The following is a 13801-nucleotide window of genomic DNA, read 5'->3' on the forward strand; positions in this document are numbered from 1 at the left end:
TACAATTTAAAGAATGATTTTAGAGGGAACAGCATGACCTTAATTCGAAAATTCAATAAGCTGGATAAATTAACGCTATTTTTCTTGGCATGTCTGATCACCATTGGCACGGTTGCGATTTATGAAGCAACTTACGGAACAAAGCTAGAGGGTTTGCACAAAAGCAATCTTTTGCTATTCGCTGCTTTTAGCGTTCCGCTGCTGCTTTTAGCGTTTTTCGATTATCGCTTTCTAGTGAACAAATTATCTTATCTGTTGTATGGAATCGGGATCGTTTCACTCGTTTACGTTAACTTTAAGGGAGAGAATCTAAATGGCTCGACTCGTTGGTTAAGCATTGGTTCTTTTCAATTTCAACCCTCCGAATTAGCCAAGTTGTTCACGATCTTGTTAGTTGCCCATATGCTTCATAAGCGAGCGGGAAAGAAGCTTCGCTTGATCAAGGATGTTTTACCCGTTACGGTTACTGTTCTTGTTCCATTTTTTCTAATCCTTAAGCAGCCTGATTTAGGAACTGCGCTAGTGTTTGTGGGCATTTTGCTTGGGATGTTGTGGATGGGAAATATCCGCGCTATGTATATGATTTTGCTCGTGGGCATTGTCGGTGTACTGGTTGGTTTAATCATTTATTTCTATCATGCGGATTATGATCTGCTTACCCGATTCGTGAAGCCTCATCAATTAGCGAGAATACAGACCTTTCTGGATCCAGCTAGCGATCCCGATAAATCATGGCATGTCATTAATGCAATTAACGCGGTCGGTGCAGGCGGGTTGAGCGGAGGCTCTGGCTATTTTTCAGAGCATGGATTTATTCCTTACGTCTATTCCGATTCCATTTACGTAATCATTGGCGAAAGATATGGATTTTTGGGATCCGCAGTGCTTTTATTGCTTTATTTTCTATTGATTTATCGAATGGTTATAACGATCATGGAGTGTAAGAGGCATGCGGGGTGTTATGTTGTTGTTGGAGTTATTAGCATGCTTGTGTTTCAAATCTTCGTAAATATCGGAATGCATATCGGCTTGCTTCCATTGACCGGAATTTCTTTACCGTTCATCAGTTATGGAGGCAGCTCACTTCTTATCAATATGGTTGCGATCGGATTGGTTTTAAGCGTAAAAATTCATATTAATGTTGAAGATCATACGGAATGAAATAATGCGCGAAGGAAACGCATTCTCTCCGCTGAACTGGATCACGAAAGAGGGTCACTTTGAAAAAAGTGATCTCTCTCGGGTCACAATTCATGCTGGAAAGTGTATGGGCGCTTTTTTATGACGATATGCTTATTTTTGTGCCGTACGATCCTCCTGCTCCCGTAGCTCTATTCTCCGTATTTTACCGGAGGATGTTTTCGGGAGATCCGTGATAAATTCAATTTTTCGTGGATATTTATACGGGGCAGTCCATTGCTTCACATGAGATTGGAGCTCCTTAACAAGCTCTGGAGAACCCGTTGATTCATCCTTAAGTACGATAAAAGCTTTAACGATATGACCGCGAATTTCATCAGGGCTTGCAACGACAGCACATTCTTTGACGGAGGGATGCTTCATAAGCGCATCTTCTACTTCAAAGGGACCTATCGTATAGCCTGAGCTGATAATGATATCGTCTCCGCGGCCCTCGAACCAGAAATAGCCATCCTCATCCTTCCGAGCCCGGTCACCAGTTATGAAGTAATTCCCGTGTGTGCTTTGTTCTTTACGACCGGGATCCTTGTAATAGGTCTGGAACAATGCAGGCATGCTCAAATGAACAGCAATATCACCAACGACACCTGCAGGTAGCGGGCTACCTTCATCATCTATGACCTCTACAACGCCCGAAGCAATGGGCTTACCCATGGAGCCAGCCCGAAACGGAGTATCCTTGAGTGTTCCGATAATCAGTGTGCTCTCTGTTTGTCCATAGCCGTCACGGATAGTGATATTAAAGTTGCGCTGGAAGGTGTTGATAACTTCTTGATTTAAGGGCTCCCCTGCAGATACTGCACAGCGTATTCGAGACAAGTCATACTGATGCAATTGTTCGCTCTTCGCCATTAATCGATATTCCGTTGGGGTGCAGCACAACACTTGGATACGATGATCCTGTAGCAGTTGCAAATATCTATCCGGCTGGAACGATCCATTGTACACGAAGCCTGTTGCTCCATTCCCAAGCACGGTTAAGAACGGGCTCCAGATCCATTTTTGCCAGCCTGGTGCTGCAGTGGCCCAGATCGTGTCCGATTCGCGAATATCTAGCCAGAGGGAAGTAACGATGCGTAAGTGAGCAAACGCCCAGCCATGAGTATGAGCGACAGCCTTAGGGTTGCCGGTTGTCCCAGAGGTATAGGCTAAAATTGCGATATCGTCACTCCGGCTGTTTACTGCAGTGAAGGTAGCGGGCTGATCTAACATTAATTTCTCAAGATTAAGCCACTCCGAATGGGGATTGTCTACACTTCCAGTAACGGAAAGACGGAAGTCCAAAGCAGGCATTTCTTCCGTAATGTTATCTACTTCATGCGTGCCTCCGGACCAAGCAATAACTGCTCTTGCCTCGGCATGTCGGAGACGGTAGGACAAATCCTTAGCTCTGAGCATTTCTGAAGAGGGGATAACGGCAAGTCCCAGCTTCAGACAAGCTAGATAGATGACATAAGTGGTTATGCTCCGTGGAACCATAACGAGTACACGGTCCCCCTGACGAAGACCAAGTCCCGATAAGCCTCCAGCGAGCTGATTAGCCTGTTTGCGTAACTCTCCGTATGTAATCTCCGTACAGCTTCCTTGTTCATTTAACCATTTAAGTGCAACCTTATCGGAAGGATGCGGTTCCATTTCCGAGGTGATATTGTAGTATTCTGGTGCGATCCATTGCTGACTGACCAAGATGAACATCTCCTAAATACCGTTTGATGGATATATCGTTAAGATAAGTATAGCATGACTCCTAGTACCAGCTTCTAACGAGGCCTTTTCACTTAGAGAATGTTCTGTGCCAATTTTGCTAGTCAATAGTATTTTGTGCATAAGTTAACGGAGTTATTTTTTATTGTTTGTTGTTTGTCAGGAAAGTAATATGATGATTAAAGATAACAATTTAGGTCATTAAAGGAGATCTCTCATGGAAGAAAACAAAGTCACTTATGAATCCATCGATGATTATATCTCAGGCTTTCCCCTAAAGATTCAGGAAACGCTTCAAATGTTAAGAAAAGTAATCAAAGAGTCAGCCCCTGACGCCAAGGAAAAGATTAGTTATCAAATGCCAACTTTTGCGATGAAAAGAAATCTAGTACATTTTGCGGCATACAACAAGCATATTGGATTTTATCCGGGTGCGAGTGGAATTGCTGCATTTCAACAGGAGTTAAGTGCATACAAAGGGGCAAAAGGGTCCGTACAATTTCCAATTGATAAGCCGCTGCCGTTTGAATTAATAAGCAGTATCGTTAAATTCAGAGTGGCTGAGGATTTAGAAAAAGCAAAAGGCAAATTGAAAAAGAAGAAATAGTATAGCTACATCCTATGGTCATAATCGGCTTCAGGCTTCATGTCTTTGGATAGGAAGGAGTTATACATGAATATGCATACCTATGGCTTGTTGGAAAAGATATTATTTCCCCCTACGTCTATTAATGTGAAGAAGCTTAGAAGACAAATAGAAGGAAAGGTAATACTCATAACCGGAGCAAGCTCAGGGATTGGGGAACAAGCAGCTTATCTACTGGCAGATTTCAATGTGCATCTCATTCTAGTGGCTCGAACAGAGGATAAGCTGAAATCGCTGAAGCAGGAAATAGAACAAAAAGCTGCCCAAGTCAGTATTGTTCGAGCGGACCTTAGGATTATCGAAGATATGGAGAGGGTAATTGCCTTTATACAGCAGTTGCCAACTGGGTTGGATATTATCGTAAGTAATGCGGGTCTTTCGATTAGTCGCTCGATTCACGATTCCTTAGACCGTTATCACGATTTTACTAGGACGATGGCGATTAATTATTTTGCTCCGGTTCAATTGTTACTCTCCGCTATTCCCCTACTGCAAAAAAATCAAGGACATGTGATCAACATCTCTACGGTAAATGTCTTATTATTACCGATTCCCCACTGGGCAGCGTATCAGGCATCTAAGTCCGCATTCGACACCTGGTTTCGTTCTACTGCGCCTGAGCTCAATGAAATGGGGATAACGACCACTTCGATCTACCTTCCTTTAGTCAAAACACCAATGATCCTACCGACACCAGCTTATCAAGATCTACCAGCCATGAGTTCTAGTCATGTTGCCCAAATCATCTGTAAATCCATGTACACACAAAAGCGAATCCATAAGCCGTGGTGGATCATTTTTGGACAATGGACATCTATAATGTTCAGAGGGATATGGGAGTTATGGACTCCGGTACGGTTGCGAAAAAGGAGGAAATAACATTGAATATCATGAGCACGTTGGCTGTCTTATACAAAATCAAATTGCTGTCTCCCGTCGGCTTAGTTCGATTCCTGCACGCAGTATGGAAATATGGTATCAATGTAATGGCCTTGCTAAGCTTTGCAGCCAAAACCTATCGCAATGAGGTCGCTATAGTAGATGAGCATGAGACATTAAGTTATTCCCAATTGCAGTCGCAATCGGAAAAGCTGGCATTTCTGTTACAGCAGCAATATGGTGTTCGAAGCGGTTACAAAGTAGGCTTTATGTGTAAAAATCATGCGAATTTGGTGAAATCCATATTTGCAGCCTCTTTGCTCGGAGCCGATATCTATTTGCTTAATGCTGAAATGAGCAACAGTCAATTGGACAGTCTATTAGGTCGCTACGATTTTCATTTCATTGTTTATGATGGACAATTATCTTCGCTGATCGAGCAATCCTCCTATTCGAAGCTTAAGCTCCTTAGTTATCATGATCATTTGCCTTCTATCAGTAGCTTAGTGGCCTCCAAAGTGGAGGTCAATTTGAAGTTACAGCGGACCTCATCAAGCAAGTTGATCCTATTAACAGGGGGGACGACTGGCAAGTCTAAAGCAGCTGCACATAAACCATCGATGTTCAGATATGTAAACCCGTTTATCGCTATGATCACTCGGTTGAATCTTTTACACTATCGTACGGCCTATATTGCGACACCTATTTATCATGGTTACGGTGTGGCTGTATGCTTGTTATTTATCGCCATGGGAAAAAAAATAGTCGTACGCGAAGGGTTCGATGCAGCAAAAGCATGTGATTTCATTCATAAGCACCAAGTTGAGGTCGTAACCGTAGTACCGTTAATGATTCATAAAATGCTGGAGCATGATGCGGAGTGTTTAACCTCTCTGACCTGCATCGCCTCAGGTAGCGCAGAACTAAATCCGAAATTAGTGGAGAAGACGAGAAGTAAGTTAGGGGATATTATTTACAATCTATATGGCACCTCGGAAGCCGGGTTGAATATGATCGCAACACCCCAAGACTTGAAAATGGCAGAGAATACAATCGGTAAGAAAATAACAGGAGTCCGATTAAAAATTGTCGATGATCACAAAAATGAGGTTGAGCTCGGTAAAGTCGGTCAATTTTGCATCAAAAATAAAGGGCTCCGTAAAAATAGTCACCATGCATGGATCGAGGTAGGGGATTTGGGTTACCGAGATCATCAAGGCTATTATTATTTGTGTGGAAGAGTAGATGACATGGTTGTTTCGGCCGGAGTCAATGTTTATCCGATTGAAGTTGAACAGGCGCTCATCAAGCACCCAGAGGTTGAAGATGTAGCGGTGATAGGAGTCAGGGACGAACATTTCGGGCAACGGTTGAAGGCATTCGTTCTTCTAGCTAACCATGCAAGCGCAACACAAGAGGAGCTATTGGATTGGTTGCGCAATAGAGTTGCGAGATTTCAGATGCCTAGAGAAATCATCTTTGTTGAGAATATGCCTTATACTTCTCTAGGTAAGCACGATAAAAAGTACTTGAGAGAGTCCCAAAGCGGCACGTTATAAGCTGTTTAGAAGCGCATAGTATCCTTACAAGAAGAAATTAAGGGTTGTAGTTAGGATATAGGTGTGATAATATCTTCAAAGCGAATGATAATGATTATCAACTTCAATATAATGATAATCGTTATCGGACATACATAACCTCGGGGGGATTTAGCTTGAAAAAGTTTTCAGCACTACTAATTATTGGGGCACTTCTAGTTATGACAGCATGTTCATCCAATTCAGAGAAAAACAACTCTAGTTCTTCACCAGTCGCTAGTAACTCGAATAGCACTGAGTCACCTACACCTACTAGCAGCGATGCAGACAATGCATCAACCGAGTATAGCTTAGAAAATGACGGAGTCGATCAAGCAGCCTTCACTGAAGCATTAAGCCAATTCCCAGCAGAGGTGCCGGAGAAAATCGTTACAACATCTGTACCTTTGACTGAAATGCTCCACTTACTAGGAATCACACCGGTTGGCGTTCCTACTTCAACTAACCCGATTCCAGCAGACTTTGATTCCATTCCTAAGATCGGATCACCGATGGCACCGGATTTGGAAGTTGTAACGAATCTTGAGCCAGATTTGCTTCTAGGTTCAGAAGCACTTCGTAGTACACTGGACAAAAACCTAGAAGGCATCAAGGTGGAAAAAGCGTACTTACGTACAGACTCATTTGAGGATCTGAAGCTTAGCTTTAAAGTGCTAGGCACTTATTTTAAGAAGACAGATGAGATGAATAAGGTATTGAGCACTATCCTGGATAAAGAAAATGCACTGGCGAAACAAGCTGAAGGTAAGAAATTGCCGACTGTTATGTTGATGATCGGAACATCGGATTCTTTCATGGTTATGAGTGAGACCTCTTACCTAGGAAGTCTGGTTAAGAAGCTAAATGCGGATAATATCGCTACATCCGTGCTAAAGGTCAAAGACACGTATTCTCCGATTAACATGGAGAACGTTGTAGCTGCAGACCCAGATATCATTCTTGTACTTGCTTCAGGCGATCATGGCGCATCCCAAGACAAGTTTGAGAAAGAAGTAGCAAAGGATGCTGCATGGAAAAATCTATCCGCATATAAAAACAATAAAATTCAAATTTTAGACTATAGTATCTTTGGTGTAACTTCAATTAGCAATGTAGACAAAGCATTAACACAAATTGCAGAATATTTCTACGAATAATTAAAGGCGGTAACAGGATATGAGTACACATCGAAGCCGATCCATTGTCATCATCACGTTTATACTTGTAACTGTTGCCGCGTTGATCGCAATTGGATTAGGCAGTGTGTTCATCTCGATTCCTGAAATCTTCCAAACCATTTTCGGGTCGTCGACGAAAGCCGTGCATTCCACGATTATTTTCGATATTCGATTACCACGGGTGCTACTGGCACTAATTATCGGGGCAAATATTGCGATTTCAGGTGCGCTACTGCAAGCTGTAATGGGTAATCCGTTGGCAGATCCGGGTTTGACAGGGGTAACGAGTGGGGCGGCTGCTTGCGTACTTCTCATTATGCTGGCAATGCCAGAGTATACTCAGTTCATACCGGCTGCTGCTTTTATCGGGGGATTAATCGCTGCTTTCATTGTTTACGCGTTAGCCTGGAGACGTTCAGGAATATCACCAATCACCATCATTCTATCTGGCGTCGCTGTGAATGCGTTGTGCGGAGGGGTTATCGGATTCCTAACGATCATGTACAGTGATAGACTCCCAGCAGCAGTCCAATGGCTAAATGGGAGTCTGGCGTCCAAAGGAATGAACGCATTAACGATGGTGTATCCGTATGCGATCGTGGGTTGGATTTTGGCGTTCTTCGCCATCCGCAAGGCGAATATTATTAGACTTGGTGATCAGGTTGCATCTAACCTAGGTGAGAATGTGAATCGAATTCGCATCTTACTATCGTTGTTAGCGGTATTCTTGTCAGCGATCTCTGTGGCCGCCATTGGAATGATCGGATTCGTTGGTCTTATCGTCCCTCATATGGCAAGATTGCTAGTGGGTTCGGATTACAAATATATGATGCCAATGAGCATGGCGCTTGGAGCACTCGTCCTATTAATTGCGGATACGGGTGGAAGAACCTTATTTTCTCCAATAGATATTCCCGCTGGTATTTTAATGGCTGTTGTCGGTGCACCATACTTTCTGTACTTGATGAGAAGGAGGATGTTCTAATATGTTTACTGTCGATTCCATATCCATTCGGTATGAACAGAAGAGCGTAATTAACAATTTCTCTTTTTCCGTCAAGCAAGGGGAAGTGGTATCCATTATTGGGCCAAACGGGTCTGGTAAGTCGACGCTTCTCAAAGCGGTATCACGTCTGATCCCTTATGAAGGGAACGTCATGCTAGAAGGCGTCAATTTGAAATCAATGAACTCTAAGCAGATTGCCCGTAATATGTGCATGCTTAGTCAGAAAAACCAAGCTCCGAATGATATGACGGTCGTGGATCTTGTTTCTTATGGCAGGTATCCACACAAACGGTGGTTTGAGAAATTAAACAATGAAGATATGGATATCGTCCATTGGGCACTTGAGAAGACACATCTAACAGAATATAAGGATCGAGCTGTCGCGTCCTTATCCGGTGGTGAATCGCAGCGTGCGTGGATTGCTATGGCGCTTGCCCAGCGGCCTAAGATTTTGTTGCTTGATGAGCCGACAACTTATCTAGACATTTCCCATCAGCATGAGGTGCTAGAGCTCGTTCGTGAGCTGAATCGGGATATGGGGATGACCGTTGTCATGGTGCTACATGATCTTAACCAAGCTTCTCGTTATAGCGATAACATCGTTGTCGTGCAAGGCGGAGTCAAAGCGATGGATGGAACTCCTAACGAGGTCATGACGGCGGATATGATTCGGAACGTGTACCGGATGGATGCAGAAATTCAGTACGTTCCTACGGAGAAGAAGCCACGCATACATTTGCTGAGTACTGCAGCTGTATGATAGTCTAATCATCAAAATAAACATACTCTTTGGGGGATTTTATAATGAAAAAGCCAGTAGATGTGGAACAAAATAAAGAAAATTACTTGCAGTTTATTGCAAATCGCAAAACTGTAATTTTGAGCTTGATTGATGACGAGGGTAAACCTTTTATTAGTTATGCTCCTTTCGTTAAGAAGGAAGGCAAGCTCTTTATCTACATTAGCAAGATCGCTGATCATTATCGTTATATGGAAAGTAACGAATTTGTGGACGTGCTTCTTATTGCTGACGAATCAGCAACGAAAAATAATTTCGCAACAGAGCGGGCACGTTTGAACTGTACTTCAATCAATATCGGCAATGATGGACATGATGATATCTTTGAATTGTTCAATGCTGCGCACGGTGCTCCTATGATGGATTTATTGCGTGGATTGGACTTTTCCTTGTTCGAGCTGACTCCTGTGAGTGGACGCTACGTAGTTGGCTTCGGCTTGGCATTCGACATTGACGTGGACGCGAATTTATTTAGTCATGTTGTTATAGATAAGAAGAGCTAAACGGGATAGAGGAGCTGAATCGATATGACATTTGAAACAGTGCTACCGATATGGCAGGCTATTCAAGAACGGTTTCATAAAACCGTTAAAGCATTGCCAGAACAGGATCTGAGCTTACAGATGGGTTCCTCAACGATAGGGTCCTTGATTAAGCATAATGCGGAAGTAGAATTTATGTTTGCTGAGTGGTTCTTCGGCAAAAGTAAGTCAGAGGCTATCGAAACTTCTGATACTAACTTAGAGCAGTTGGTTCAATTGCTGACGGCTTCAAATGCAAATTTGATCGAAGCAATGAAAGAGCTTCCGGAGGATGCATGGCATCAACGTATGGAGTCGTCTATCGGAACATCAACACCACTGGAAGCCTTAGGTAGACTTATGTATCATACGGGCATTCATTCGGGACAAATTTCTCTTATTCAGAAAACACTCAAAGCCAAGTGATTCCTTAATTCTTAAAATCCTGACCTCGGTATAGTATCCGAAGTCAGGATTTTTCACTTTCTTTTATTAATAGGGATCAGCTTCGTGACTAATCTTTACAGCTTTATCAGGTGCTTGATCCCCGTCTTTGTTACCAAGTGGAATTTGACTTGATCCTCCTTGAGGTGCAGCCTCTAAGCCCTCTCTTAACCGACGACCATATTGTTCATCTGCTTCTGAAGCAAGAGCGATCATTCTCTCTTGGATACGCCCATCGCAGCGCGAGAGATCCCCCACAAGGTTTAAGATCAATTCATCACGTTCCCAATCCTTGAACTGACGATACGTTTCGCCGGCTTGCTTCGTATTGTTAGACCGATCAATGGACTCACGCACGAGTCTACCTTCGATAAGAGGTGTATATTCCTTACCAGCCTGTTCCGCTTCAACTAACCCGCCTAGAAGTGATGGCTCATAGTTAATGTGAGGATTATGGCTAGGTGATCGATCTACATAATACTCCATTTGACCGGCGCTTTGATTAGTCGCGACCCGCTTTTTCGGAGCGTTGATCGGTAATTGTAAATAGTTTGCCCCTACGCGATGACGCTGTGTATCGGAATAAGAGAATGTCCGACCTTGAAGCATTTTATCATCTGAGAAATCAAGTCCGTCAACCAATACACCTGTACCGAATGCGGCTTGTTCCACCTCTGCAAAATAATTGACCGGATTTTTGTTCAGGATCATTTTACCGACGGGCAACCATGGGAACTGTTCTTCGGGCCATAGCTTCGTATCATCTAGCGGGTCGAAATCCAACTCAGGATGTGCATCATCACTCATAATTTGTACGAGTAGCTCCCATTCCGGATAATCATTTCGTTCAATGGCTTGATATAAATCCTGTGTTCCATGGTTAAAATTTGAGGCTTGGATTTCGCTAGCTTCCTTTTGTGTTAAATTTCTAATGCCTTGCTTCGGCTCCCAATGATATTTCACGAGCACCGCTTCACCTTCGTTATTTACCCACTTATATGTATTAACGCCAGACCCCTGCATCATACGATAGTTGGCTGGAATACCCCATGGGGAATAAACGAATGTGACCATATGAAAGGACTCCGGCGAGCTTGCGCAAAAGTCAAAAAATCGTTCAGCATCTTGAATATTTGTAACAGGATCTGGCTTAAAAGCGTGAATCATATCAGGGAATTTGATCGCATCACGGATAAAAAATATTTTCAAATTGTTTCCGACTAAATCCCAATTCCCGTCTTCTGTATAAAATTTTACAGCAAAACCACGGGGATCTCGTAACGTTTCCGGAGAATGACCACCATGGATAACGGAGGAGAAGCGGACGAACACAGGGGTTTGCTTTCCTTTTTCCTGAAACAACTTAGCTCGCGTATATTTGGATACGGGTTCGCTCCCTACGGATCCATAGGCTTCGAAATAGCCATGAGCCCCAGCACCGCGTGCATGAACGACACGCTCTGGTATACGTTCACGATCAAAGTGGCTAATCTTCTCGATGAAATCGTAGTTTTCTAAAGTGGCAGGTCCACGATTCCCAACCGTTCTGATGTTCTGATTGTTAGTAACAGGGTGGCCTTGTCGATTGGTAAGGACATTACTATCCTCGGATGGATCATTTACATGGTTCATATTTTTCCTCCTCAGGTAAATTTACTTGGTCAATGTATAGGTTTGCATTCTTTTATGTAAAATATTCCTTTTGTCTTTAAGGTTGACAATGAAAGTGTAAGACATGGGAATATCATGGAATCGTCCGACATAAATTTGTAAGGAACTCTTTTATGTTTGTCCGAGTAGATCAAGCTTCATATATTCTGACCCGATAGTCGGGTCTTTTTTTGTAATTTACACATATCCTATGGGGGAATCGAAATGGCAGACATTAATACCCTTACAGGTTTTTTTGAAGTGTTTCGTCTGCCCATCATTATGAGTCTCATTGGCGGACTGATTGGTCATTTTGTTAAAAATGGAATCGTAGAGCTGCCGAAGATCGTTATTGAATATGATGAAGAGCACATTGTATTGTCACGAAATCGTTTGCTTTCGTGGCTTCAACGAATTTATCATTTTATCATCTTTATTTTAGGCTACAGACAAAAAAGCAATGAGACCAAGAGAGTGTTTTTCGATTTGGGGTTTTTAGGGGACTTACTCATCGCAATAGGGACTGGGATAGTCGCTAAAACGGCTTTAGGACTTGCCGAAACAGATAATGACTTTGCGGTTATCAGTAGCTCCTTGTTGGCAGGGTTCGCGGGGCTATCCTATTTAAAGGGCAAGGCGAATGAAGAATTATCAAAAACAGTTCCCGAAGAGGTTATCGGAAGCGATGATAGTACTCCGCAGTAAACCAATGTGTGAGGGAGCTCATCTTTTTCGTCAGAGATATAAACTTAGGTAAGCATGAAGGGAGTGTGTTCCATCATAAGGAAAACTGTCAAGGTTACCTCAGAGGAAATGCTGGAGCTGAAGAAGTTAGCTGAAGTCATGAAAAATCCTCAGCTACCCATGTCGCAACGACGGATCGCGAAGTCACAATACGAGTCGATCATTAAGTTTGCTAAGTACCAGAATCGTACAGCGGTATCATTTTTATAACTTTATTCTCGATAAGGGCTGTTTTAGAAGGTCATTTCAGACTTTCTAGGGCAGCCCTTTAGCTATGTATTTTAGTCATTTAAGGGTCTTGCATTAACAGAATTTATCTTCGCATCCGAAAAACACGAAGAGGAGGAGTGCAGTGCAGTGTTGCACAATCATCCGATAAGTAAATGGTTTTATGGGGGCTCTATTTGTTTATTAAGGCAAAACGACAGTGCCTACTAATTCCCATATTCAGCTTGGGCCAAAGGTGGTATAATTCCGTTCATACTGCTTAATGGATGGAACGGAGTGTGCGGACAGCATGAGGAATGGTTTAATTAACGCAGTAATTGCGTATACGATCTGGGGGCTTCTTCCTTTATATTGGAAATGGTTCGACACGATGCCTGCGGGAGAAATATTGTCCCATCGGATAATATGGTCATTCGTGTTCGTTATAGGGCTAATTACGATACAGAAACGGTGGAAAGAGCTCAAGGGCGTTTTAAGAGGTTGGAACACGATTCTCCCGTTAATTGCTAGCGGCATACTCATCACCGTTAATTGGCTGATCTTCATCTGGGCGGTGAACAATGGGCATGTCATCGAGACAAGTCTAGGCTATTACTTGATGCCATTGTTTAATGTTGTGCTTGCGATACTATTTTTGCGTGAGAGACCCAATGGCGGTCAGTGGGTAGCTATTGCATTAGCAGGGCTCGGTGTAATGTTTGTAGCTATCGATTATGGACGTTTCCCATGGGTATCGGTTTCATTGGCGGTGAGCTTTGGTTTATATGGACTGATCAAGAAGAAGGTAAAACTCGAAGCTTCATTTGGGCTGATTACGGAAACTGCGGTCGTCCTGCCTATCGCTCTCATTTACTGGAGTTATCTCGGGGCGTCTAATCTAGATACGGCGTGGTCATTACCAACATCTTCCTTGATTTTATTATTGTTATCAGGCGCAGCGACGGCGCTACCCTTGTTGCTCTTCGCTAAAGCAGCAAGACAGCTACCGCTGTCTATGCTAGGCTTTGTACAATATATTGGCCCTTCGATTACGCTAGTTTTAAGTGTGCTCGTCTTTAAAGAAACTGTCTCCCCAGTGCTGTTGATCAGCTTCTCCTTGATCTGGGCTGCTCTAGTTGTCTATACGATTGCTTCAGTTCGTGAGGCTCGCCGCACCGTTCAAGTGGCCAATGTGAAGTAAGGAGGATGTCGCTTGCAGGCAGATCGATTAAAAAGGAACTATATT

Annotated in this window: 13 protein-coding genes; 11 read left to right on the forward strand and 2 right to left on the reverse strand. The window is 43.0% G+C overall.

From position 1 onward, the window contains the following. Positions 1 to 33: 33 nt before the first annotated feature. A complete protein-coding gene (locus tag M1K58_RS16760) occupies positions 34 to 1161 on the forward strand; it encodes an FtsW/RodA/SpoVE family cell cycle protein (protein ID WP_256759992.1) in 1128 nt (375 codons plus the stop codon). Positions 1162 to 1293: 132 nt separating this feature from the next. On the opposite strand, the gene mbcS is transcribed toward M1K58_RS16760, so the two are convergent. Then, on the reverse strand, positions 1294 to 2886 hold the full coding sequence (mbcS, locus tag M1K58_RS16765) for an acyl-CoA synthetase MbcS (RefSeq protein WP_372339179.1): 1593 nt from the start codon (positions 2884 to 2886) through the stop codon (positions 1294 to 1296). A 235-nt stretch (positions 2887 to 3121) separates the two neighbouring features. On the opposite strand from mbcS, the gene M1K58_RS16770 reads away from it, so the two are divergent. From M1K58_RS16770 to M1K58_RS16805, 8 genes are all read left to right on the forward strand, one after another. Then, a complete protein-coding gene (locus M1K58_RS16770; protein ID WP_256759993.1) occupies positions 3122 to 3511 on the forward strand; it encodes an iron chaperone in 390 nt (129 codons plus the stop codon). Between the two features lie 66 nt (positions 3512 to 3577). Beyond that, positions 3578 to 4429, forward strand: coding sequence for an SDR family NAD(P)-dependent oxidoreductase (locus M1K58_RS16775; RefSeq protein WP_256759994.1), 852 nt, complete (start codon positions 3578 to 3580; stop codon positions 4427 to 4429). An 11-nt stretch (positions 4430 to 4440) separates the two neighbouring features. Next, entirely contained in the window at positions 4441 to 5988 is a 1548-nt protein-coding gene (locus M1K58_RS16780) for an AMP-binding protein (protein ID WP_256760330.1), read from the forward strand. A 155-nt stretch (positions 5989 to 6143) separates the two neighbouring features. Next, entirely contained in the window at positions 6144 to 7163 is a 1020-nt protein-coding gene (locus M1K58_RS16785) for an ABC transporter substrate-binding protein (RefSeq protein WP_256759995.1), read from the forward strand. A gap of 19 nt (positions 7164 to 7182) precedes the next feature. Further along, the gene (locus M1K58_RS16790; RefSeq protein WP_256759996.1) at positions 7183 to 8169 is read left to right on the forward strand and encodes a FecCD family ABC transporter permease; all 987 of its coding nucleotides are present in this window, start codon (positions 7183 to 7185) and stop codon (positions 8167 to 8169) included. A 1-nt stretch (position 8170) separates the two neighbouring features. Continuing rightward, positions 8171 to 8950 (forward strand): ABC transporter ATP-binding protein, encoded by a 780-nt coding sequence (locus M1K58_RS16795; RefSeq protein ID WP_256759997.1) that lies wholly within the window; start codon positions 8171 to 8173, stop codon positions 8948 to 8950. A gap of 44 nt (positions 8951 to 8994) precedes the next feature. Continuing rightward, the gene (locus M1K58_RS16800) at positions 8995 to 9492 is read left to right on the forward strand and encodes a HugZ family pyridoxamine 5'-phosphate oxidase (RefSeq protein ID WP_256759998.1); all 498 of its coding nucleotides are present in this window, start codon (positions 8995 to 8997) and stop codon (positions 9490 to 9492) included. Positions 9493 to 9516: 24 nt separating this feature from the next. Continuing rightward, entirely contained in the window at positions 9517 to 9936 is a 420-nt protein-coding gene (locus M1K58_RS16805) for a DinB family protein (RefSeq protein WP_256759999.1), read from the forward strand. A 66-nt stretch (positions 9937 to 10002) separates the two neighbouring features. Here the strand turns inward: M1K58_RS16805 and M1K58_RS16810 are convergent, their stop codons facing one another. Continuing rightward, the gene (locus M1K58_RS16810) at positions 10003 to 11586 is read right to left on the reverse strand and encodes a catalase (protein WP_256760000.1); all 1584 of its coding nucleotides are present in this window, start codon (positions 11584 to 11586) and stop codon (positions 10003 to 10005) included. A 243-nt stretch (positions 11587 to 11829) separates the two neighbouring features. Between M1K58_RS16810 and M1K58_RS16815 the strand changes: the two genes are divergently transcribed. Both M1K58_RS16815 and rarD read left to right on the forward strand, forming a co-directional pair. After that, positions 11830 to 12309 carry a hypothetical protein gene (locus M1K58_RS16815; protein WP_256760001.1) on the forward strand — a complete coding sequence of 160 codons (480 nt, stop codon included), beginning with the start codon at positions 11830 to 11832 and terminating at the stop codon, positions 12307 to 12309. Between the two features lie 556 nt (positions 12310 to 12865). Then, a complete protein-coding gene (rarD, locus tag M1K58_RS16820; protein ID WP_256760002.1) occupies positions 12866 to 13756 on the forward strand; it encodes an EamA family transporter RarD in 891 nt (296 codons plus the stop codon). The last annotated feature ends 45 nt before the right edge of the window (positions 13757 to 13801 follow it).

It is taken from the genome of Cohnella sp. WQ 127256, assembly GCF_024519285.1.
In the GTDB taxonomy this organism is placed as follows: Bacteria; Bacillota; Bacilli; order Paenibacillales; family Paenibacillaceae; genus Cohnella.

Coding starts and splice junctions, on each gene's coding strand:
- M1K58_RS16760 (WP_256759992.1), top strand. CDS start 34: ATGACCTTAATTCGAAAATTCAATAAGCTGGATAAATTAACGCTATTT.
- M1K58_RS16795 (WP_256759997.1), top strand. CDS start 8,171: ATGTTTACTGTCGATTCCATATCCATTCGGTATGAACAGAAGAGCGTA.
- M1K58_RS16800 (WP_256759998.1), top strand. CDS start 8,995: ATGAAAAAGCCAGTAGATGTGGAACAAAATAAAGAAAATTACTTGCAG.
- M1K58_RS16790 (WP_256759996.1), top strand. CDS start 7,183: ATGAGTACACATCGAAGCCGATCCATTGTCATCATCACGTTTATACTT.
- M1K58_RS16770 (WP_256759993.1), top strand. CDS start 3,122: ATGGAAGAAAACAAAGTCACTTATGAATCCATCGATGATTATATCTCA.
- M1K58_RS16780 (WP_256760330.1), top strand. CDS start 4,441: ATGAGCACGTTGGCTGTCTTATACAAAATCAAATTGCTGTCTCCCGTC.
- rarD (WP_256760002.1), top strand. CDS start 12,866: ATGAGGAATGGTTTAATTAACGCAGTAATTGCGTATACGATCTGGGGG.
- M1K58_RS16805 (WP_256759999.1), top strand. CDS start 9,517: ATGACATTTGAAACAGTGCTACCGATATGGCAGGCTATTCAAGAACGG.
- M1K58_RS16815 (WP_256760001.1), top strand. CDS start 11,830: ATGGCAGACATTAATACCCTTACAGGTTTTTTTGAAGTGTTTCGTCTG.
- M1K58_RS16810 (WP_256760000.1), bottom strand. CDS start 11,586: ATGAACCATGTAAATGATCCATCCGAGGATAGTAATGTCCTTACCAAT.
- M1K58_RS16775 (WP_256759994.1), top strand. CDS start 3,578: ATGAATATGCATACCTATGGCTTGTTGGAAAAGATATTATTTCCCCCT.